The sequence below is a fragment of the Pseudomonas sp. FEMGT703P genome (genome assembly GCF_002786345.1).
GTDB lineage: Bacteria > Pseudomonadota > Gammaproteobacteria > Pseudomonadales > Pseudomonadaceae > Aquipseudomonas > Aquipseudomonas peli.
On record NZ_PGCM01000010.1, the window covers coordinates 374250 to 395429 of the forward strand.

The 21180-nt window shown below is 59.6% G+C and carries 16 protein-coding genes and 1 pseudogene; 6 read left to right on the plus strand and 11 right to left on the minus strand.

Features of this window, described 5'->3' with window-relative positions:
• Nucleotides 1–92: 92 nt before the first annotated feature.
• The 5 genes and pseudogenes from CUR33_RS20790 to CUR33_RS15340 form a co-directional block, all read right to left on the minus strand.
• Nucleotides 93–608: pseudogene (locus CUR33_RS20790) on the minus strand (MCP four helix bundle domain-containing protein); the annotation flags it as partial.
• A gap of 366 nt (nucleotides 609–974) precedes the next feature.
• Entirely contained in the window at nucleotides 975–2384 is a 1410-nt protein-coding gene (gene mapR / locus CUR33_RS15325; protein ID WP_289240376.1) for a GntR family transcriptional regulator MpaR, read from the minus strand.
• 64 nt (nucleotides 2385–2448) lie between these two features.
• The gene (gene ccoG, locus CUR33_RS15330) at nucleotides 2449–3864 is read right to left on the minus strand and encodes a cytochrome c oxidase accessory protein CcoG (RefSeq protein WP_289240206.1); all 1416 of its coding nucleotides are present in this window, start codon (nucleotides 3862–3864) and stop codon (nucleotides 2449–2451) included.
• 280 nt (nucleotides 3865–4144) lie between these two features.
• Nucleotides 4145–5821, minus strand: coding sequence for a diguanylate cyclase domain-containing protein (locus tag CUR33_RS15335; RefSeq protein WP_289240207.1), 1677 nt, complete (start codon nucleotides 5819–5821; stop codon nucleotides 4145–4147).
• Nucleotides 5818–6852, minus strand: coding sequence for an extracellular solute-binding protein (locus tag CUR33_RS15340; RefSeq protein WP_289240208.1), 1035 nt, complete (start codon nucleotides 6850–6852; stop codon nucleotides 5818–5820). Before CUR33_RS15340 ends, CUR33_RS15335 begins: the two co-directional genes overlap by 4 nt.
• A 487-nt stretch (nucleotides 6853–7339) precedes the next feature.
• Here CUR33_RS15340 and arfB point away from each other — a divergent pair, with 487 nt between their 5' ends.
• From arfB to CUR33_RS15355, 3 genes are all read left to right on the plus strand, one after another.
• Nucleotides 7340–7753, plus strand: coding sequence for an alternative ribosome rescue aminoacyl-tRNA hydrolase ArfB (gene arfB / locus CUR33_RS15345; RefSeq protein WP_289240209.1), 414 nt, complete (start codon nucleotides 7340–7342; stop codon nucleotides 7751–7753).
• 103 nt (nucleotides 7754–7856) lie between these two features.
• The gene (locus CUR33_RS15350; RefSeq protein WP_289240210.1) at nucleotides 7857–8771 is read left to right on the plus strand and encodes a LysR family transcriptional regulator; all 915 of its coding nucleotides are present in this window, start codon (nucleotides 7857–7859) and stop codon (nucleotides 8769–8771) included.
• 165 nt (nucleotides 8772–8936) lie between these two features.
• Nucleotides 8937–9356 (plus strand): VOC family protein, encoded by a 420-nt coding sequence (locus tag CUR33_RS15355; RefSeq protein ID WP_289240211.1) that lies wholly within the window; start codon nucleotides 8937–8939, stop codon nucleotides 9354–9356.
• Between the two features lie 52 nt (nucleotides 9357–9408).
• Here the strand turns inward: CUR33_RS15355 and ggpS are convergent, their stop codons facing one another.
• From ggpS to phhA, 6 genes are all read right to left on the minus strand, one after another.
• Entirely contained in the window at nucleotides 9409–11676 is a 2268-nt protein-coding gene (ggpS, locus tag CUR33_RS15360; protein WP_170048868.1) for a glucosylglycerol-phosphate synthase, read from the minus strand.
• 96 nt (nucleotides 11677–11772) lie between these two features.
• Nucleotides 11773–13059, minus strand: coding sequence for an MFS transporter (locus CUR33_RS15365; protein ID WP_160087100.1), 1287 nt, complete (start codon nucleotides 13057–13059; stop codon nucleotides 11773–11775).
• A 217-nt stretch (nucleotides 13060–13276) separates the two neighbouring features.
• Entirely contained in the window at nucleotides 13277–14665 is a 1389-nt protein-coding gene (locus CUR33_RS15370) for a DUF2254 domain-containing protein (protein WP_289240212.1), read from the minus strand.
• Nucleotides 14666–14762: 97 nt separating this feature from the next.
• Complete coding sequence (locus tag CUR33_RS15375) at nucleotides 14763–15959, minus strand: amino acid aminotransferase (protein WP_289240213.1); 1197 nt, start codon at nucleotides 15957–15959, stop codon at nucleotides 14763–14765.
• The gene (locus CUR33_RS15380; protein ID WP_090253520.1) at nucleotides 15956–16309 is read right to left on the minus strand and encodes a 4a-hydroxytetrahydrobiopterin dehydratase; all 354 of its coding nucleotides are present in this window, start codon (nucleotides 16307–16309) and stop codon (nucleotides 15956–15958) included. The genes CUR33_RS15375 and CUR33_RS15380 overlap by 4 nt, the downstream gene beginning before the upstream one ends.
• Nucleotides 16310–16369: 60 nt before the next feature.
• The gene (phhA, locus tag CUR33_RS15385) at nucleotides 16370–17155 is read right to left on the minus strand and encodes a phenylalanine 4-monooxygenase (RefSeq protein WP_289240214.1); all 786 of its coding nucleotides are present in this window, start codon (nucleotides 17153–17155) and stop codon (nucleotides 16370–16372) included.
• Between the two features lie 257 nt (nucleotides 17156–17412).
• Between phhA and CUR33_RS15390 the strand changes: the two genes are divergently transcribed.
• The 3 genes from CUR33_RS15390 to CUR33_RS15400 all read left to right on the plus strand — a co-directional run bounded on the left by CUR33_RS15390 (nucleotide 17413) and on the right by CUR33_RS15400 (nucleotide 21077).
• Nucleotides 17413–18966, plus strand: a complete 1554-nt coding sequence (locus CUR33_RS15390; protein ID WP_090253525.1) for a sigma-54-dependent transcriptional regulator — start codon at nucleotides 17413–17415, stop codon at nucleotides 18964–18966.
• A gap of 123 nt (nucleotides 18967–19089) precedes the next feature.
• Nucleotides 19090–20163, plus strand: coding sequence for a DUF2157 domain-containing protein (locus tag CUR33_RS15395; RefSeq protein WP_289240215.1), 1074 nt, complete (start codon nucleotides 19090–19092; stop codon nucleotides 20161–20163).
• Nucleotides 20160–21077, plus strand: coding sequence for a DUF4824 family protein (locus CUR33_RS15400; RefSeq protein WP_289240216.1), 918 nt, complete (start codon nucleotides 20160–20162; stop codon nucleotides 21075–21077). The genes CUR33_RS15395 and CUR33_RS15400 overlap by 4 nt, the downstream gene beginning before the upstream one ends.
• The last annotated feature ends 103 nt before the right edge of the window (nucleotides 21078–21180 follow it).

Genomic DNA, 21180 nt, shown 5'->3' on the forward strand with positions numbered 1-21180 from the left:
ACGGCCGCAGCGGTAACCAGCAGAATCAGCAGGCGAAAGCCGCCGGCGGCCTCACGCACCGCACCAATATCCTGACCAATTTCTTGTTCCTGATGGTCGATATAAGCATTGATGCGTTTGAGCCATTCGCGATAAGCCGGGGAGGCTTGCTCCATCAGCAGAGTTCTAGCTGCGTCCGTATCGCCTTGACTGCGCAGGCTGACCAATTGCTCGGTCAAGGCCAGGGTGCTGCGCTCAATAGTCTGAATATCGCTCAGAAGACGCTGTTCGGTAGCTGTTGGCGCTTGTTCGCGCAGCAAGCTGTCCATGGATCGCGCCGACTCTTGATAAAAGTCTTTAAGGCGTTGAATTTCGCTCAGTTGGCGGTTCAGCGCCACATCGTTATCCACCAACACGGCATCGCGGATGGCGATGGCGCGATCATGCACGCTGCCACGAAAGTTGATGGCATAACGCTGCTTGAGCGAGGCCCCTTCACTGACTGCGGTCAGGGTCTCGTCGATAAAGCCAACGCGTATTACACCGATGAGGGTAATTAGGATCATCAGTGACAGAATCAAGCCAAATCCAAGGCTCAGGCGTTGCGCAATACTCAATTGTGATTGCATGAAATCGACTCCTCTTGCCCCTTGGGGCGGCGACTGCTTACTGCGTTAAGGGGAGGCTCGGCAGGTGGTGAGTACTCTCTTGTGCAAATCCTATACAGAATAATTGCTTTGTACAATTTTGTTTTGGGTTGTAGCCATAGTGATCGATGGCCGGTAACGGCGCTGCACAGGAGTCCTTGAAATGGCCGTAATGCCCGTAAATATGCGGTTTATTGCGGTTCATGAAGGGCGAATTGATCTGCCAGGCTCAGCAGGCAGATCATCTGTCGGGTTATACGAAAGTTGTACAGGCTGAGCGTGAGGCTGTAATAGCCTTATGCCGATTGATCATGAGCAGGCCGCTGTATACGGCCTGCGTAGCCTTGATCAGAACGAGGCGAGTATGCGCCCCAGCACAGCCATCGCCTGTTCGCTCTGCACATCCCAAGGATGGCCGTAATTCAGGCGGGCGCAGTTGCCGAAGCGCCGGGTGGCCGAGAAGATCGGCCCTGGTGCCAGACTGATGCCCTGGGCCAGGGCCAGTTGGAACAGGCGCAGTGCATCAACCTGCTCAGGAAACTCGAACCAGAGGAAATAGCCCCCGCTGGGGCGAGAGACCTTGGTCGTGGCGGGGAAATGGCGTGCGGCGGAGGCGAGCATTGACGCCTGTTGCGCTTCCAGAGCATGGCGCAGTTTGCGCAGGTGGCGATCGTAGCCGCCGTGCTGCAGGTAATCGGCCAGGGCGGCCTGGGCTGGTACGGAAGGCGAAATAGTTGTCATCAGCTTGAGCCGGCTGATCTGCTCGGCATAACGTCCGCCGGCCACCCAGCCAACCCGATAACCCGGGGCCAGGCATTTGGAGAACGAGCCGCAGTGCATCACCAGGCCGTCGCGGTCGAAGCTCTTGACGGGTTTAGGCGGTTGGCTGCCGAAGTACAGTTCGGCGTACACGTCATCTTCTATAAGCGGTACTTGATGGCGATGGAGCACCTCATAAAGGGCGCGCTTTTTGTCATCGCTCATGCTCGCGCCCAGCGGGTTCTGCAGGCTGCTCATAAACCAGCAGGCTTTGATTGGCAGGCTGGCCAGGCGCTCGCTGAGCACGTCCAGGTCGATGCCTTCACGTGGGTTGACCGGGATTTCCACGGCCTTGAGCTTCAAACGCTCCAGCACCTGCAGCGTGGCGTAAAAGGCGGGCGCCTCGATGGCCACCAGATCACCGGGTTGGGTGACGGTTTGCAGGCACAGATTGAGTGCTTCCATGGCGCCACTGGTGATCACCAGTTCTTCCAATGGCAGCATCACGCCGCTGACCATATAACGCAGGGCAATTTGCCGGCGCAGGCTGGGGTTGCCCTCGGTCATGTCGGCAATCACCGCCTGTGGCTGCATGTCGCGCACGCTCTGGGCCATTGAACGGGCCAGGCGTGGCAGGGGAAATAGCTGTGGGCTGGGGAAGGCCGAGCCGAACGGTACGGTGCCTGGGTCTTTAAGCGAAGCGAGGACTGAGAACACCAACTCGCTGACATCCACCTCGGTGGTCTGGGTCGGCTGCTGGCTGGTTTCCGGTTCGGCCAGGGAATGCCGCGCCAGCTCGCGCACGAAGTAACCGGAGCGGGCGCGCGCCTGGATCAGGCCACGGTCTTCCAGCAGGTAATAGGCCTGGAACACCGTGGATGGGCTGACCCCATAGGTGCGGCTGGCGTGGCGCACCGAGGGCACTTTTTCGCCAGGCGCGAGCATGCCGCTGCGGATCAGTTCGGCAATCTGGTCGGCAAATATCTCGTAGCGTTTCATCGTGTCCGTAGGCGCGCGTTGCAGATTCGCGCACTCTACGGGGAGTTGCTTGACCATGCGACTTTCAGCGCCCACTGGGTGAGAGAAAGATGCTCTGCGTCTGTGCCTGCTCACGGGCATTGGTAAGGTTCTGGATCACGAACTGCACGGGTAGGGTGCTGGATGTGGCCTGCTGGTTTTCCTGGATCACGGTCACCGGTACGTCGAGGATTTCCCCAGGGTTGAGCTGCAGTTGTGCAGGTGCCTGGAGGCGCAGATCAGGGCTGTTGGCCAGTGACAGCGCATAGCGCTGTGGTTGCTGGGTCTTGTTGATCACCTTGAGCAGGTAGGTGTTCTCGATCTGCCCCAATTGGTTCTCACGGAACATGCTGCGGTCTTTGGCTGCATCAATGGACAGCATCGAGCGGTCATGCAATGCCCAGATGAAGGCCCCGATCATTAACACCAACGCGATGCCGTAGCCAATCAGCCGTGGCCGAAGCCAGTGGGTTTTGCCACCCTGCAGTTCGCGTTCTGAGTGGTAGCCAACCAGGCCACGGGCATAGCCCATTTTGTCCATGATGGAATCGCAGGCATCGATGCATGCTCCGCAGCTGATGCAGTCGATCTGCAGGCCATCACGGATGTCGATACCGGTGGGGCACACTTGCACGCACATATAACAGTCTATGCAATCACCCAGTCCTTCAGCTTTGTGATCGCTTTCCTTCTTACGTGGGCCACGGCTTTCACCACGCGTGGCGTCGTAGGCCACCAGCAGAGTGTCGTCGTCAAACATGGCACTTTGAAAGCGTGAGTAGGGGCACATGTGCACGCAGACTTTCTCACGTAGCCATCCGGCGTTCAGGTATGTAGCCGTCATAAAAAACAGCACCCAGACCAGCGTGCCGCTCTCCAGTTGAAAACTCAGCAGATCGCGGGTGAGCTCACGGATTGGCGTGAAGTAGCCAATAAAGGTCAGGGCCGTGAGCAGGCTAACCGCCAGCCAGATGGCGTGCTTGGCACTGCGCCGCGCCAACTTGTTCAGCGACCAGGGGGCCGCATCCAGCTTGATCCTTTGGTGGCGTTCGCCCTCGGTGATCTTCTCCGCCCACATGAACACCCAGGTCCACACACTTTGCGGGCAGGTGTAGCCACACCATACGCGCCCAGCCACTACCGTGATGGCGAACAAACCGAAGGCGGCGATGATCAGTAATGCCGAGAGCAATATGAAGTCTTGCGGCCAGAAGGTTGCGCCAAAAATGTAGTAGCGGTGCTCGGCCAAGTTCCACAGCACCGCCTGCCGGCCATCCCAGTCAAGCCATGCGGTGCCGAAGAAAATCAGAAACAGCAAACCTGCTCCGTACAGGCGCAGGTTACGAAAACGGCCGCTGAAACTGCGGGTATGAATCGGTCCACCCGCTTGTGACGGCGTCAGGCGGATAGGTTGGCGCGGGTCGATGGTTTCGATGATCTGCGCGGGTATGCGTTCGCTCATTGCGGGCCTCGTCGGGCTTTATCAGGCGAGGGGCATAATGCGAGCACGTCTGTTTGAGTAACAGACTCAGGTTTTCAAATAAAAAGCGGATCAGATGTGCGGTGGCACCGTCGGCACTGGCAGTTCTGCGCGGTGTGAGTGATGACCGCAGCACATTCACAGGGCAATGGCTGATGCCCCAAATGCCACAACCATGGGGCAACTCAGTGTCGGCAGCACGAGTCAGGTCGCGCGTGAGTAGCAGGTAGGCATATTCAACAGCCGCAACTGCACGGGGTACTTATGTGATGTGGCTGCTGGTGATTGTATTGCGCCCACTGCGCTTGGAGCTGTACATGGCGCGGTCGGCGTTTTGCAGCAGCGTTTGCGCATCGCTGCCGTCGTGCGGGTACAGGCTGATACCGAGACTGGCCCTTACCTGAAGGTCTTTACCATCAATTAACAGACGGTTTTGCAGCAAGGACAGGAGTTTTTGAGCTATTCCCAGCAGGGTCGCGCGGCTTTCCACCTCGTCAAACAGGATGACGAACTCGTCACCGCCCAGGCGGGCCACGGTATCTCCGCTGCGGGTTACTGAGACCAGCAGGTGTGCCACGTTACTCAACACCTCGTCACCCGCGGCGTGGCCATGGGTGTCGTTGATCTCCTTGAAGTGATCAAGGTCGACATAGAGCAAGCCCAATAATTTCCCGCTGCGCTCTGCGTTGCTGATTGCATGTTCTAAACGATCGAAAAACAGGCGGCGATTGGGTAGCCCGGTCAATGGGTCGATATGCGCCATGCGCTGCAGCTCTTGCTGGTTGGTGTTGAGCTGGATGATCTGGGCAAGGATTTTCTCCTGCATGGCACGGATATCCCGGGCCAGCTTGCCGAGCTCGTCCCCCCGCTCGGTTGGCAGGGGCTGCAGGCTGAGGTCTTGGCTGAAGTGGGCTATCGCCAGGCCGATTTGGTTCAACGGGCGAATCATTTGTCGTGCAAGCCACAAGGACAGTATCAGGGTGATAAGGCCGAGCGCGGCGATGATCTGAATCAGGCGCTGATCGAGTGCTTGGGATGCTTGCAGAATATGTTTTTCGGGAACCGCTAGACCGAGGAGTAAATGATTACTTTCGGCTTCGATGCTGATGGTCGTGAATGCCGCCAGTCGTGAGGGCTGTTCGCGTTTAGCGGGCAGAATGCCAAGCATGCTGCTGCTTTTACCGCTCAGCAGCGTAAGAATCTCCGGCAGCTGCGCTTGCAGCATTGCAATAGAGCCTTGATCTTGGGATTGCTCACGCTCTGGATTGAGGAGTAATTCGCCCTGGCTGTTGGCTAAAAAAAACTGGTAGTAGTCCGGTAGCTCGCGCTTTAGCCGGCTGAACAGCGTTTTAACGTCGATGCTCAGAACGATCACCCCCACTGCACGGGGTTCGTTTGTCCAAATGGGGCTGGCGATGTGCAGCGTTAAGGCTTTGTCGGGATCCAGGCGCGAAGGGGCTATCTCAGAGAAGAACTGCTGGCCGGGCGACAGTTTCAGCGTTTTGAATACATAGGGAATGTGGCCCTTTTCTTGTAACGCCGTGCTGGCAACGATGCCCTGACGATCAACATTGATGCGTTCTAAGCCATAGTTTTTGGCTTCGATCAGGCGAATCCGTTGGTACTCGGGGTGAGCATCCAGCATTGAGGTGAACAGCCTGGCTAATTCCTCTACCTCCTTGCTGTTATTCGGCATGTCTTGCAGCACTTCAACCGGTTGCGATTGGTCGCTCAGTACCTTTAGGTCTCTGGCAAAATTTTCCAGACTGATCTGCAGGTTGCGTCCCAGCACTTGGTTAGCCAGCAGCAGGTCGCGTTTGGCAGCCGCAATCAATATTTGCTTGCTGCTACTGAGCGAGTAGTAACTGGCAATACCGCCCAGCAGCAAGCCGAACATGCAAAGCAGTACGGTGAGTTTATTGCCCAGGCGTAATTTCAAGGCAGCACCACATTTCCCGGACGATCACCGGCGAGTATGGATTTCCAGAGCTTGGCGCGCAGTTCGGCGTTTTCCACCGGCTCTAGCCAAATCAGGCGCAGAGGAGTACTTGAGGCTTGCAGGGTACGCAGTGTGTTTTCCAGGCCATGGCGCTCGGTCAGAGCACCGCTGACTTGCGGTTCCAGGGTGTAGTTGATCCATTGTTCAGCCAGGTCACGGTTGGGTGTGGTGCGGGTAATGGCCCAGCAATCGAGCCAGGCGAGAGCACCTTCCTGAGGGATCACGTAATCCACATCAGCGCCCGCATCTTGGAGTAACTTGAGTTGCTGGCGACCGTAGTTGGCGTACATCAAGGCAATGGAGTTTTGCATGAACAGGCTGACGGACTCTTCTGGCAGGCTGTAGAAGCTCAACACGTTGCGCCGCAGCGCAATCAGCTTGTCAACGGTGGCGGGCATGTCTTCGCTGGGGATGGCGAAGGGCGGTTTAGCCAAGGTTTGCCTAGCCAGGGAGAAGTTATGACTGCTGCCGTCATAGGCCAGCACTTGGCCCTGCCAGCGTGGGTCCCACAGGCTGTTGATGGAGGTCGGTGGGCGGCTCATCATTTTGCGGTTATAGATCAACCCCATCTCGCCATAGGCATATGGAACGCCATACGCCTGCCCATCGTGCATCAAGCCTGGGATGTCATTGAGTTGACGGAACTGTTGAAGCTGGCGGCTACGCTGGGTCAAATTCGACAAGCGCAGAGGCTGCAGTAGTTGCTGCTGCACGAAATAGTTGATTTCTGAGGTGTTGGCCGCAATCACATCGTAATGTTGGCCGCCGTCCTTACTCAATTTCAGGCGCAACTCATCATCGTTGCCGACAAGGGTGACTTCCACGTCAGCGTCATAGCGTTCGGCAAAGGCGTCGACTAAGTCCGCATCGGCATAGCCGGGCCAGGCCAGCACGCGTAGCAGCGGCTTGGCGTGTAATGATGAGCAAAACAGGGTTAACAGGACCAAGGTCAGGAGCGAGCGGAGTGGCATAGCAATGGCCTCTGTTTTTCCACAGTCTAGGTCACTCATAGCCTAGTGCAGTAGCGCCTTTTGCTTGTTTAACGGGAATGGTTTTCCGAGTCATATCAATCGCCTGGCTGTGTACAGCTAATGCGTTTACTTCGTATTTCCTTCTCTTGCGTTTGCAACGCTCTGTGCCAATGGCGCGTGCTTGCGACAGGCGTGATGTGTGGCCGTTAACGGCGATGCTGGGCGCGCAAATAAACGATGGTCGAGAGCCCCGTAAACCGTTCGCTAAACCATCTGATGCGTATTTTCGTGGGGGATGTGCCGCTGTTTAGGTGTGGGGCCCGAGTTTTGTTTGGCCGGCGACAACCTAATTGGGCCCGTGACATGCCACCAAGGCGATTGAACTGCTTTCTTGCTTCGCCGTCGCGCGCATTACGCTGAGCGCCATTGTGTCGACAGGCAGTGCTGCGAGTTATCCTGTGCACCCTGGTTTCTGAACTTGCACGCCATGCTGATCATTTCCAACAGCGTTCACCTGCCCGACGATGAGGTCGAGTTGACCGCCATTCGTGCCCAGGGCGCCGGTGGGCAGAACGTCAATAAGGTGTCCAGCGCGATCCATCTGCGTTTCGATATCCAGGCATCCAGCTTGCCACCGTTCCATAAGGAGCGGCTGCTGGCGTTGCGCGACGGGCGCATCACCGCCGAAGGTGTGGTGGTTATCAAAGCCCAGCAGTACCGCACCCAAGAGCAGAACCGCGCCGACGCGCTGGAGCGCCTGGCCGAGCTGATTCGCAGCGCCGCTAAAACTGAGAAAGCCCGCCGTCCGACCAAACCGACCCTGGGTTCGAAAAAACGCCGCCTGGAAGGCAAGAGCATCCGCGGTACGATCAAGGCCGGGCGTGGCAAGGTCGACTTCTAATAATCTGCTTACAGTCGGCTGCGTGGTAAGACAGCCGTTTTCAGCTTATTTTCGTGAGTAAAGGCAGTGTTTTCAGGCGTGAATATTTGACTAATATGCATGAATGAAAACGACCCTCGATGAATTGCTGGCCTTTGTCAGCGTGGTGGACAGCGGCTCGATCAGTGCCGCTGCCGAACAACTGACGCAGACGGCTTCCGGTGTCAGCCGTGCGCTGAGTCGGCTGGAAGAAAAGCTCGATGTCACCCTGTTGCGCCGCACCACGCGGCGTCTGGAACTGACCGAGGAGGGCCAGGCCTTCTTGGTACAGGCGCGCAAAATACTTGATGCCGTGGAAAGCGCCGAAGAGCAGATGAAGGTGCGCCGGCAAACGCCAGCAGGGCGCTTGCGGGTAAATGCCGCCGCGCCATTCATGCTGCATGCAGTGGTGCCGCTGGTGGCGGGTTTTCGGGCGCTGTACCCGGAGATTCAGCTGGAGCTGCACAGCAGCGACCAGATTATCGATCTGCTGGAGCAGCGCACCGACGTGGCAATACGTATCGGTCCATTACGCGACTCCACCTTGCATGCGCGGCCACTTGGCAGTAATCGCCTGCGTATTCTCGCCAGCCCGGCTTACCTCAAGGCACAGGGCACGCCGAAAAGTGTTGAAGATCTGAGCGGGCATAGCCTGCTCGGCTTTACCCAGCCCGACAGCCTTAACCAGTGGCCGCTGCGCCATGCGCTGGGCGATGCCTACAGCATTACTCCGAGTCTGAGCGCGTCCAGCGGCGAGACCTTGCGCCAGCTGGCCTTGAGCGGTGCTGGAATCGTCTGCCTGGCAGACTTTATGACCGGCGCTGACCGGGCCAACGGTGCCTTGGTACAGCTGATGGCCCGCGACACCGTCGAGGTGCGTCAACCGATTCATGCGGTGTATTACCGCAATACTGCGCTGACCTCGCGCATCACCTGCTTTCTCGATTATCTGAGCAGTCAGCTGGCAGAGCGTTCGCTGCCTCACCCGCGTCAGCTGTGAGCGGGGGTTAACTTCAGTACTTTTTGCACGCCTGTCGATTGGCCATTTCGCCGTTCGACTCACGTACAGAACCTAGCCTTGGGTTTGCGGTCTGCCATTACATGCCCGGAAAAAGCCGCAGTGGCAGGTTATCAATCAAGTACGCGAGTTCTAAGGAGAGTGCAGATGAAGATCCATACCTACTTGACCTTCGATGGCCAGTGCGAAGCGGCCTTTAACTATTACGCCGAATGCCTGGGCGGCAGTCTGGAGCTGATGCGCATGGGCGAAAGCCCGGAAGCAGGCAATGTGCCGGAGCAGTTTCATGACCGTGTGATGCACGTTTGCCTGACGGTGGGCGATCAGCTGCTGATGGCGTCCGACACCTTCCTCGGTATGCCGTACGAGGGCATCAAGGGCGCTTCGGTTTCCCTGCAGGTGGAAAACGTACCGGAGGCCGAGCGCCTGTATAAAGCGCTGTCAGCGGGCGGTTCGGTGCAGATGGAGTTGCAGGCGACCTTCTGGGCCACGCGCTTTGCCATGTTCACCGACCGCTTTGGCGTCGGCTGGATGATTAACTGCGATATTGATGCCCAGATGGGTTAGGTATGCAGGCTTGGCTCTGCGCAGCTGAACGATGCAGCTGCCCCGTTGCCACCTAGCCGACCAGCCCGAGGGCGCGGTCCAGTTGCTCCTGCGGGTCGCTGACGGCGGCGAGGAACTCATCACCCCAGCGACGGATATCGTTGTAGTTGACGATATCGAATAGCTCACGCAGACGTGCCTGGGCTTCGGCCTTGGGCATGTTTAGCGCCACGTAACAGGTTTGCGTCATATCCATGGGGTCGTGCGGGTTGGTCAGCAGAGCGCCTTTGAGCTCGGCGGCGGCGCCGGCAAATTCCGAGAGCACCAGCACGCCACGCCCATCCAGCAGGCCTTGAGCGGCGACAAATTCCTTGGCCACCAGGTTGAGGCCGTCGCGCAGTGGGGTAATCCACATCACGTCAGCCATGGCGTACCAGGCGCTGACTTCCTCGAAAGGCAGGCTGCGGAAGAAGAACTGCAGCGGCGTCCAGCCGATGCGGGCGAAGCGGCCGTTGATACGGCCCACGGCCTGTTCGATCTGCCCTTGCAGCTCGTCATAGATGGTCATTTCCTTGGCCGCCGGCACGCACACGGTCACCAGGGTGACCTTGCCCAGTAGCTCGGGGTTTTCTTCCAGCAGGCGCTCATAGGCGTTGAGCTTTTCCAGAATGCCTTTGGTGTAGTCGAGGCGCTCCACCGAGAGAATCAGTTTGATCCCGGCAAGTTCGCTACGCAGACGTTCCATCATTTCCCTGATCTTCGGTGCGGCCAGGGCGCTGCGCACTCGCTCGATATCCAGGCCCACCGGATGGGCACCGAGTTTGACCACGCGGTTGCCGGTGTCCACGGCAGTGGTCATGCGCTCCAGGCCCACGGCGCAGCCATAGGTGATAAAGCGTGGTGCGCAGTTCTGCCGGCTGACGGTTTGCAGCGGCATCACGCCGCGCGCGGCATCGACGAAGTTTTCCACTTGGCGCGGGATATGGAAGCCGATGTAGTCGCATTGCAGCAGGCTGCCGATGATCTGCCGGCGCCAGGGCAGCACGTTGAACACATCCGCCGAGGGAAAGTAGGTGTGGTGGAAGAAGGCGATGCGCAGGTCCGGGCGCAGCTCACGTAGGTAACCGGGGACCATCCACAGGTTGTAATCGTGCAGCCAGACGGTGGCGCCTTCGGCTGCTTCCAGGGCGGTGCGCTCGGCAAAAGCGCGGTTGACCTTGAGGAACACCTGCCAATCGTCTTCACGGAACTGCGCACGCTCCCAGAAGGTGTGCAGGGTCGGCCAGAAGGCTTCCTTGGAGAAGCGCTTGTAGAAAATGTCGACCTCTCCCTTGCTCAGCGCCACCCGCGCGGCGGTCAGCTTTGGGTAACGCTCGGCATCCACCGTGGTGTGGCTGTCGAAGGTTTCCCCGCTGTTTTCGTCATGCTCGGCCCAGGCCACCCAGGAGCCAGCGCGACCATCGCCGAAGAAGCTCAGCAGGGTAGGAATAATGCCGTTGGGTGACGTCGGACGGCGGCGCTGCAGCTTGCCATCGGCGCCACGGAATTCTTCATAGGGCAGGCGGTGGTAGACCATCACCAGATCGGCCTTGCCGGGTTCGGCAACTTGCTTGCCTTCGGCGGCGATGCCCTGTTTGCCGAGAAAGCCAAAGTGCACAAAGGCTTCAAGAATGCCGCCGCAACCGGCGCGCTCAGCGTGGAATACCCGCGAATACTGCCGCGTGGCCTGCAACAAGCCCGGCTCGGATGCGCCGACGCAGACGCCCTTGAACTGGCCGCTGAGCATGCTCAGATCATTCAGGGTGTCGCCAGCCGTTAGCACCTGGTCGTTGTCCAGTTCCAACCAGTCGATCAGCGCCTGCAGGCTGCTGCCCTTGTTGACGCCCTTGGGCAGAAAATCCAGGTATCGCTCGGCTGAGTAGAGCAAGTCGCAGCCCAGACTTTCTGCAACTTCAAGCAGTTCCGGGTTGGCTGCTTGCTCCGGGCCGCAGAAGTAGGAGCAGCGGCGCACCTGCGGTACGTCCTGGCGCTCCAGAGCAAAGCGTTCGATGGCGCTGGCAACCTGGCTGTCGCCGGGCCAGAGGGCGTCCACCGCGCTTTGCAGCGGCTGGATTGGCTGCAAGGTGTCGCCGTGCACGAGGCTGGCGCCAACGTCGGAGATGATGAAATCCGGTTGCGGCAGGGTCGGGTCTGCCAGCAGTGGCAGCACCGATTCCAGGCTGCGGCCGGTGACGTAGGCCAGGCGGATTTCCGGGTGGGCGGCGATGGTTTGGTAAAGGCTTAAGCGATCCTTGGGATCGCCGCCGAGAAAGGTTCCATCGAGATCGGTGGCAAGTAACATGCGCTGTCTTCCTGTCCAGTTAAGTGGGTGCAGTGACGCGCCGACAAAAGCCGACGAGCTATGGACGATTGCGCCACGGGGCGTTCGTCTCTTGGTTTACCCAGGCGTCTGCGGCGCCGGGTTGGGCGGGTCCTCATGTGAGTCAGTTGGGTCTGGGTCGTCTGTGGGCGGTGCATCGGGCATCAGCTCAAGCACCGTGTGGCTGGTGCGCAGCATGGGCATAAAGTGCCCGGCCGGTGCGCTGACCAGGTCGCTGACATGACGCAGGCGGTACAGCGTGTAAGCCGCCAGCAGGCCGAGCGTGGCGGCGAAATACAGCGGCAGCGCCTGGGCGCCGAGGTGCTGCATCAGCAGGCCGGCGAGCAGCGGGCCGCACACCGAACCGATGCCGTTGACCATCAGTAGGCTGCTGGAGCCGGCGAGGATTTCATCGCTGTGCAATTGGTCGATCAGCTGCGCCACGGCAATCGGGTAGATGGCAAAGGCCAAGCCGCCCCAGATAAACATCAGCCCGAGCAGCAGGCGACCGGCCGGTAACAGGCTCATCAGTACGGCAACCACTACGGCCAGCGCGACCACCCAGAACAGCACCAGGCGGCGGTCGTGTTTATCCGAGTAGATGCCAATCGGCCATTGCAGCAAGGCGCCGCCAAGTATCGTGCTGCTCATCAGCAAACCCACACCGGTGGCATCGAAGCCGTTCAGGCTGGCGTACACCGGCGCCATGCCCCAGAAGGCGCCGAGGGCCAGGCCGGATAAGCCCGCAGCGGCCAGCGCCAATGGGGCGATACCGGCGATCTGCCGCAGGTTGGTGTGCAGGGTGTCCGGCACGCTGGGTTGGATCTGCCGAGTCAGGGTGATGGGCATCAAGGCCGCGCTGATCAGCATGGCGGCAAGCGCGAACAGCACGAAGTCGCTGGGCGAGGCCAGGTTGAGCAGCTGCTGCGCGGCGGCCAGCGCGCCGAGGTTGACCGCCATGTACACGGCAAACACCTGGCCACGTTTGTCGTTGGGCACCTGCGCGTTAAGCCAGCTCTCAATCACCATATACAGGCTGACCAGCGCCAGGCCGTAAAGCACGCGCAGGCCCAGCCAGACCCACGGGTCGACGATCAGCACATGCAGCAGGGCGGTGATGGCGGCGAGGGCGGCGCAAAAGGCAAACGCACGGATATGCCCAACGCGGCGGACCAGCGGAATCGCCAGCCAGGTGCCAAGGAGAAAACCGACAAAATACCCGGACATAATCAGGCCGAGCATCGAGGTGGAGTAGCCTTCGGCGACACCACGCAGGGTCAGTAGGGTGTTGAGCAGACCATTGCCGAGGAGGAGTAATGCAACCCCACCGAGCAACGAGCTGATAGGGGCAATCAGGGACCACATGGCGACCTACCCTAGGGAACTATGCCGCTGAGTGCAAGCATGAAGGGTGCCAGTGCTTAGCCAGGTAACGAATTAAGCTGTTGTTTTTAAACGGTTAATTTTATAGATGAACGGTATTTTGATTTTTCCAGGCATTGCCTCTGCGTGCGCCGAGGGCGCTGAAGCACTGTGCTGCACCCATACAGACCGCAGTCATCACTTTACTTTTTCGGCACGTTTACAAGGCTTCCCGCGAGCTGGTCGAGGGTTGCTGGGTGTTGTCTTCCGCACCCTTGCTGCCCGGTATGCCAAGCAGGGCAATCGGCTCCAGGGCTGAACTGGTCTGATTGATGCGTTCGAGCAGCTGGTTGATCGCTTGGCGATCGCGGCTGTTGCACAGGTGCTGATCGGCGGTTTCCTGCACGCTGCGCACATGCCGCAGCAGATCGGTTTTCTGCGTTGCGCGCAGCGGCTGGTAGAGCAGGTTCTTGAAGGCCTGCAGCAACCCGATCAGCACACTCACATCGGCGCAGCCGTAGTGGCGAATGGGGCCGAATACCCGTTGCAGCAACTCATCCAGCGAGAGTTCGTAATGCAGCAGGCGTGGCGGGCCATCGTCCGCCAGGGTGACATCCAGGTCCGGCAACGCCAGGCGCTTGCTGAATAGCACGCTGAGCAGGTCGATGGCGGTAATCGCCGTGCCGGGGTCGTTGATGCCGGGGCTGAGCGCCTTAACGGCGATTTCCGACATCTGCGTGCAGCCAAACAGGTAGTGGGAGTGCGCGTATTCCTCGAGAAAGAAATCGAAGCAGTCGAGTAGCGCGTCAGTGATTGCCGAATCGACCTGGCGGTCAAGCTTGAACAGCGGCCGGCCACTCATCACGAAGAAGCCGCGGTGGATCATCACGGTCATGCGCAGGTCGTGCTCGCACAGAATGGTGTTGATCGTGTTGACGTTCAGTTCTTTGAAATAACCGCTGCGTTGCGCGCAGACCTCCTGCCAGTTTTGCTCCTCTGGCCAATTGGGCAGGTTGTCGATAGCGGCCAGCTTGGCCTCGCGCGCGGCGAGTTTAGCCAGGGTGGTGTGGTACAGGTTGTTGAGGATGTACTCCACCTGAATCGAGCGGGAAATCGAGTGGATAAAGTGCACAAACAGGCCCAGGCAGGCGATGCCCATCGCCAGTGCCATCAGTACACCGAGGCTGGGTACCTGGGTTGAGTTGTCCAGTTCAATCGTGGTGATCAGCAGCAGCGAGAAAAGGATGGTGCCGAGGTAGAAACCGAGGGTCTTCTGATGGCTTTTATCGCTGATCAGGCCAGGCACTACGCGCGGTGACAGCGCGGCGGCGGCATTGTTGAGCACCACCATAACCATGGAGAAGCTGAACACCATCAGCGAGAGGATGCCGCCGACCAGCGTGCCGAGAATCAAACGGGCATTGTCGGCATTGCGCACCAGGCCGACATCAAACTCGCCTTTGAGCGACATCATCCAGGGCTGGTATTCGATGCTCATGCTGAGCAGGCACAAAACGAAGAAACCCAATGCGATCAGCGTTGGATAGAGGGCCAGGCTGTGCAAGATGCGCTGGTACAGTCGGAAGGCGAAATTCAACAAGCGAGGCACGGGCGTCTCGGTGCGATGGGCGTGCGGCGACTATAGCAAGCTTGTCGGCACATGCTGCTACCCGAGCCCCGGCGGCTGTGCGGGGCTCAGGCGCGCGTCAGTCGCTGCAGACGCGCGAAATGGCGCTGGCCAACTGATCCAGTCGCTCAGCATCGAGCCCGGCCATATTGGCCCGGCCTGAGCCGACCATATACACGCTGAACTCATCACGCAGGCGTTGCACCTGGGTTGGGCTCAGGCCCGTGTAGGAGAACATCCCGCGCTGCGCCGCGATATGCGCAAAGCGCTCATTCAGGCCATACGGTTGCAGGGCTTCAACCAGACCGGCGCGCAGGCTGGCAACACGTTGGCGCATGGCGTCCAGTTCACTGACCCAGAGGCTGTGCAGTTCAGTGTCAGCCAGGATGCTGGCAACCACCGCCGCGCCGTGGGCCGGCGGCGTAGACCACAGGTTGCGGGCGATAAACGCCAGCTGGCTGCGTACATCCTGCAGCTTGGTTGCAGTCTCGGCGCAGACGATCAGTGCGCCGGTGCGTTCGCGGTACAGGCCGAAATTCTTCGAGCAGGAACTGGTGATCAGCAGTTCGGGCAACTCGGCGGCAAACAGGCGCACGGCAAAGGCGTCCTGTTCCAGGCCATCGCCAAAACCCTGGTAGGCGAAGTCGATCAGCGGCAGCAGCTCGCGGGCTTTTAACACCTCCAGCACGCGCTTCCAGTCACGCGGGGTGAGGTCGAAGCCGGTGGGGTTGTGGCAGCAGGCGTGCAGCAGCACCACATCGCCTTTGGGCACGTGGGCGAGGGCGGCGATCATCGCCTCGACATTCAGCTGGTTGTCCGCGCCGACATAGGGGTAATGCCCAACGCGTAGGCCGGCGGCAGCAAAGATGCTCTCGTGGATTGGCCAGGTCGGGTCACTCAGCCAGATGCCACGGCCCGGTAGGCAGTGGGCGATAAAGTCCGCGCACAGGCGCAGCGCACCGGTGCCGCCAGGCGTTTGGGTGGCGCCAGCGCGTTCAGCCAGCAGCGGGCTGTCTGCGCCCAGTACCAGCTGGCTAAGCAGGCTGCCAAACAGTGGTTCGCCATGGCCGCCGATGTAGCTCTTAGTTGTTTCGCTTTCCACCAGCCGCTGTTCCGCGAGCTTTACCGCGCGGGGAATCGGCGTCAGGCCCTGGGCGTCCTTGTACACGCCCACGCCGAGGTCGAGCTTGGCCGGGTTACGGTCAGCGCGGTAGGCGTCCATAAGGCCGAGAATCGGATCGCCCGGCACTCGCACAATGCTGTGGAAATGGCTCACTTGCGGCCCTCGGCACCTGCAGCCAGCACATCGGTGCGTGCGGCCATGATGAAGTCGTTCCGGTGCAGGCCGCGCATTTCATGGCTCCACCAGGTCACGGTGACCTTGCCCCATTCGGTGAGCAGGGCCGGGTGATGGCCGACTTCCTCGGCGATGGCACCGACGGCGTTGGTAAAGGCCAGGGCGTGGCGGAAATTCTTGAACAGGTAGACCCGTTCCAGCTCCATATGATCGTCACGAACTTCGATGTTCCAGTCCGGAATCTCGCGGATCAGTTCGGCCAACTCGTCATCGCTGACTTTTGGCGCATCGGCGCGGCAGGCTTCGCATTGGGCTTGGGCAAGGGACATGGGGATTCTCCGAGGGTCAAAAGTGAGCCGTAGGATGGGTGTGGGGCCATCCTACAAAGGTTATGCCGCTTTCGGCGGAAACTTCGGTGCATGTAAGCCAAGGCGCATGGCTTGCTGCACCATGGCCATGACGTCTTCATGGGCCAGTTCGAACAGACGCTTAAGTTCCGGAAGAACAAAGTACAACGGTTGCAGGATGTCGATGCGATAGGGCGTGCGCATTGCCTCGATTGGGTCGAAGGCCAGGTGCTGCGGTGCATCGGACAGGCAGTAGAGGGTTTCTTTTGGCGAAGAAAGAATGCCGCCGCCGTAGATGCGCTGGCCCTGGCTGGTATCAACCAGGCCGAACTCGATGGTCAGCCAGTACAGCCGCGCCAGGTACACGCGCTCTTCCTTGCTGGCGGCTAGGCCGAGCTTGCCGTAGGTGTGGGTGAATTCGGCGAACCAGGGGTTGGTCAGCAGCGGGCAGTGGCCAAAAATCTCGTGGAAGATGTCCGGCTCCTGCAGGTAGTCCAGCTCTTCCGGCGTGCGGATAAAAGTCGCTACCGGGAATTGCTTGCTGGCCAGCAGCTCGAAGAAGGTCTGAAAGGGAATCAGCGCCGGCACCCGCGCCACGCGCCAGCCGGTGCTGGCTTGCAGCACCTGGTTAATCTCGCCGAGCTGCGGAATGCGCTCATAGGGCAGGCCGAGCTGCTCGATTCCGTCCAGGTATTCCTGGCAGGCGCGGCCTTCGATCACCTTGATCTGGCGGGTGATAAGGGTGTTCCACACCTGATGCTCGGCCTCCGGGTAATGGATAAAGCCGCTGTCATCCGGTTCACGCGCCAGGTATTGCGTGCTCTTCATCACTGCCTCCTGCTGGGGCTTTGTTGTTGTATTGGACTCAGGAATACGCCAGCTCGTGCGGTTATGCAGCCCTGGGTTGGGTCTGATAAGGGAGAAAAGGGCAGTTATTGCGTAAAGAATTGGTTACGTGAGCGGCGGTGCGGCGAACTATCGTCTTGCTGCTGCGCTAATCTGTCACATATTCTTGACGGATAATCCGCCGGCAACGTCGATTGTTCGTCGTTTACGGTCATAACAAGACCCATAAGAGCCCTGCCATGCGTATCAAAGTCCACTGCCAGAACCGAATTGGCATCCTGCGCGACATCCTCAACCTGCTGGTCGAATACGGCATCAACGTCGCCCGTGGCGAAGTCGGTGGTGAGCAGGGCAACGCCATCTACTTGCATTGCCCGAACCTGATCAACCTGCAGTTCCAATCGCTGCGGCCAAAATTCGAGGCGATTTCCGGGGTGTTCGGCGTTAAGCGTGTGGGTCTAATGCCCAGCGAGCGCCGGCATCTGGAGTTGAATGCCTTGCTCGGTGCGCTGGATTTCCCGGTGTTGTCGATTGATATGGGCGGCTCAATTGTCGCTGCCAATCGCAGCGCCGCGCAGCTCTTGGGCGTGCGGGTGGATGAAGTGCCGGGTATTCCGTTGTCACGCTACGCCGAGGATTTCGACCTGCCCGAACTGGTGCGCGCCAATAAGTCGCGGATCAATGGGCTGCGGGTGAAAGTGAAGGGCGATGTGTTTCTCGCCGATATCGCACCGCTGCAAACCGAGCATGAGGAGAGTGATGCCATGGCCGGCGCGGTGTTGACCCTGCACCGCGCGGATCGAGTGGGCGAGCGCATCTACAACGTGCGCAAGCAGGAACTGCGTGGCTTCGATTCGATCTTTCAGAGCTCCAAGGTAATGGCCGCTGTAGTGCGCGAAGCGCGGCGGATGGCACCGCTAGATGCGCCGTTGCTGATCGAGGGCGAAACCGGCACCGGCAAAGAGCTACTGGCTCGCGCCTGCCACCTGGCCAGCCCGCGTGGGCAGTCGCCGTTTATGGCGCTGAACTGCGCCGGTCTGCCGGAATCCATGGCCGAAACCGAGCTGTTCGGCTACGGCCCCGGAGCTTTCGAAGGCGCGCGGCCTGAAGGCAAACTCGGCCTGCTCGAGCTGACCGCTGGCGGCACGCTGTTTCTCGATGGTGTCGGCGAGATGAGCCCGCGCCTACAGGCCAAGCTGCTGCGCTTTCTGCAGGATGGCTGCTTCCGCCGGGTGGGCAGTGATGAAGAGGTGTACCTAGATGTGCGGGTGATTTGCGCCACCCAGGTCGATCTGTCCGAGTTATGCGCGAAAGCTGAGTTTCGCAAAGATCTTTACCATCGCCTCAACGTGCTCAGCCTGCATATTCCGCCGCTGCGCGAATGCCTGGATGGCCTGCCGCCGCTGGTGGAGCACTTTCTCGATCAGGCCAGTCGGCAGATCGGTTGCCCGCTGCCCAAACTCGCACCGCAAGTGCTGGACAAACTCAGCCATTACCACTGGCCGGGCAACGTGCGCCAACTGGAGAACGTGCTGTTTCAAGCCGTTTCACTGTGTGACGGCGGGGTGGTCAAGGGCGAGCATATCCGCCTGCCGGACTACGGCGCGCCGCAGCCGCTGGGCGAGTTCTCGGTGGAAGGTGGGCTGGACGAGATTCTCGGGCGCTTTGAGAAAGCCGTGCTGGAGCGTCTGTTCCATGACCATCCCAGCAGCCGTCAGTTAGGTAAGCGTCTTGGCGTGTCACACACCACGATTGCCAACAAGCTGCGTCAGCACGGGTTGGGTAAGGAGTAGGGCCTTTAGCTGCAAGAGCTGTTCGCAGTTACGAACCTTCTGCGGGTCAGCCCATCGCCTAAAATTTAGCGCTAGAGTGTGCTGATCAGACTATGACCTGATGGACCCGCCGCAAGGATTGCCATGCCGAATATAAACCGCAGTGATGCCCAGCAACGTGCCGATGACATCGGTGTTTTCAACCGTGAGTTGGCGCGCCTTGAGGCGGAGCAGGTGTTGAACCTGAGTGACAGCCAGCGCGCCAGTCTGCATGGCTACCAGCAGCAATTGCTTAACAGCTATTTGGCGGCTTTTGATATCGATCATGACATCCAGGCTCGGCAGCTGTCGCTGGGCATGCGCATTGCCTCGTTTCTCGGCGCGCTGGCGTTGGCGGCCAGTGTGTTTTTCCTGTTCTACCAGTTCTGGGGGCTGTTCGGGACTCAGAGCCAGGTGGCGATTCTGCTGACCGCGAGCATCGCTTCGTTTGGTCTGACACTGTGGGTGCAACGCCTCGATAGCTCGGGCTATTTCAGCAAGCTGGCGGCGTTGGTGGCGTTTACCTGCTTTGTGCTGAACATAGTCATGCTTGGGCAGATCTTCAATATCACTCCCTCGAACAACGCTTTGCTGCCTTGGGCGCTCTACGCTCTGCTGCTGGCTTATGCCTGTGGTGCGCGTCTGCTGTTGGCGGCCGGGCTGAGCTGTCTGCTGGCTTTTGTTGCGGCGCGGATTGGCAGTTGGGACGGCATCTACTGGCTGGGTTTTGCCCAGCGGCCGGAGAATTTCATCCTGCCGGCGCTCCTGATCTTCGCGGTGCCGCTGCTGATTAATCAGCGCCGTTTTGACGGCTTTGCGGTGATCTATCGTGTATTTGGCCTGCTTGGGGTATTTGTGCCGGTACTGGTGTTGTCGCATTGGGGCGCGGGCAGTTACTTCGATTATTCGCCCGAGTACATCGAGAATACCTACCAGATTGGCAGCTTTATCCTCGCCGCCCTGGTGATCTGGTTGGGTGTGCGCCGTGGCTGGGCGGATGTGGTGAACACCGGGCTGAGTTTCTTTGTGATTTTTCTCTACACCAAGCTGTTCGACTGGTGGTGGGAGAGCATGCCCAAGTACCTGTTCTTCCTGGTACTGGGTTTGAGTGCGGTGCTGATTCTGCTGGTGCTGCGGCGCTTGCGTAGCCGACACGGTTTGCTGGGAGGTGGGCAATGAGCAGCGTGCGTGCGCGTTATCTGATTGCCGGGCTGCTGCTGATCGGGCTGGTTAACGCCATTGTCCTGGCGGGCGTGGCCTGGAATCGCCAGGAGCCTGAGGACAGCCGCCTACAACTGTCCGAGCGCGAGCTGGGCGCGACCTACGCCTATTGGCGCAAGGACAACAGCAGCTTGGCGCTGCGTCTTGATTACCGCTGGCCGAGCCAGGCGGATGATGACCACTACTACCCGTCGATCAGCGCCGAAAAGATGGCCGAGCTGGGCTTCCAGGTGCCCACTGAGCTTAACGAGCAGACTGTGCGGCGTTACCGTCGTCAGCTGGACCGTGATGCACTGTTGGTGTTGGAGCTCGATGGCCCGGCCTATCAGCGTGAAGTGGCGCTGCAGGTTGCCGCCCATGCAGAAGCCCTGCGCCTGCAGAAGTCTGTGCCGGACAGCAAGGAGTTGCGCGAGGCGGCTCAGCATGCTGCTAATGCGCTGAACTATGAGCAGCACCGCGCCACTCGCTTGCTGGTAGTCGATGTCGGGATGGATCAGCAGGCATTGCGCGAGCGTTACCCTGATCGTGCGCGCTACGCCATTGTGCGCAGCATCATCGAGGTGCAGGCCAGCAGCGTAGCGACTGACTGGGATGGAGAGGGCGATGATCCGCGCCCGGATAACCAGCGCTGGACCTGGCAGCTCGGCGGTTCGGCCGAAACCCCAGGGGTGCAGAGCCTCAATCTGCCGCATCGCTGGCATGCAACGTTCGACAGCCTGCCCCAGCAAGCTGAGCAGCAAGGCGTCGACTACTCGGGTTATCAGAAGCTGTTTAGTGCCGAAGTCGCCTTCGGTCGTCGCCTGGAGCCCTGGTTTGTTGCGTTGAGTGCCAGGCAGGCGAGTACACCGCAGCCTACGACCAAGGTGCAATAGTGCAGCGCAGCGTGCTGGGCGAAAGTGGCGGCGTTCCAATCCTGCGTGGTTTGGATGCAAGCGTTTCTCCATTCCTCTCCCTGGAATGATTTGGGTAGGCGGT

Excerpts from the sequence above, each read along its gene's own strand:
- arfB (WP_289240209.1), top strand. The coding sequence starts at position 7,340 with ATGCTGATCATTTCCAACAGCGTTCACCTGCCCGACGATGAGGTCGAG.
- ccoG (WP_289240206.1), bottom strand. The coding sequence starts at position 3,864 with ATGAGCGAACGCATACCCGCGCAGATCATCGAAACCATCGACCCGCGC.
- CUR33_RS15355 (WP_289240211.1), top strand. The coding sequence starts at position 8,937 with ATGAAGATCCATACCTACTTGACCTTCGATGGCCAGTGCGAAGCGGCC.
- ggpS (WP_170048868.1), bottom strand. The coding sequence starts at position 11,676 with ATGTTACTTGCCACCGATCTCGATGGAACCTTTCTCGGCGGCGATCCC.
- CUR33_RS15380 (WP_090253520.1), bottom strand. The coding sequence starts at position 16,309 with ATGTCCCTTGCCCAAGCCCAATGCGAAGCCTGCCGCGCCGATGCGCCA.
- CUR33_RS15390 (WP_090253525.1), top strand. The coding sequence starts at position 17,413 with ATGCGTATCAAAGTCCACTGCCAGAACCGAATTGGCATCCTGCGCGAC.
- CUR33_RS15395 (WP_289240215.1), top strand. The coding sequence starts at position 19,090 with ATGCCGAATATAAACCGCAGTGATGCCCAGCAACGTGCCGATGACATC.
- mapR (WP_289240376.1), bottom strand. The coding sequence starts at position 2,384 with ATGAAACGCTACGAGATATTTGCCGACCAGATTGCCGAACTGATCCGC.
- CUR33_RS15365 (WP_160087100.1), bottom strand. The coding sequence starts at position 13,059 with ATGTGGTCCCTGATTGCCCCTATCAGCTCGTTGCTCGGTGGGGTTGCA.
- CUR33_RS15340 (WP_289240208.1), bottom strand. The coding sequence starts at position 6,852 with ATGCCACTCCGCTCGCTCCTGACCTTGGTCCTGTTAACCCTGTTTTGC.
- phhA (WP_289240214.1), bottom strand. The coding sequence starts at position 17,155 with ATGAAGAGCACGCAATACCTGGCGCGTGAACCGGATGACAGCGGCTTT.
- CUR33_RS15400 (WP_289240216.1), top strand. The coding sequence starts at position 20,160 with ATGAGCAGCGTGCGTGCGCGTTATCTGATTGCCGGGCTGCTGCTGATC.
- CUR33_RS15350 (WP_289240210.1), top strand. The coding sequence starts at position 7,857 with ATGAAAACGACCCTCGATGAATTGCTGGCCTTTGTCAGCGTGGTGGAC.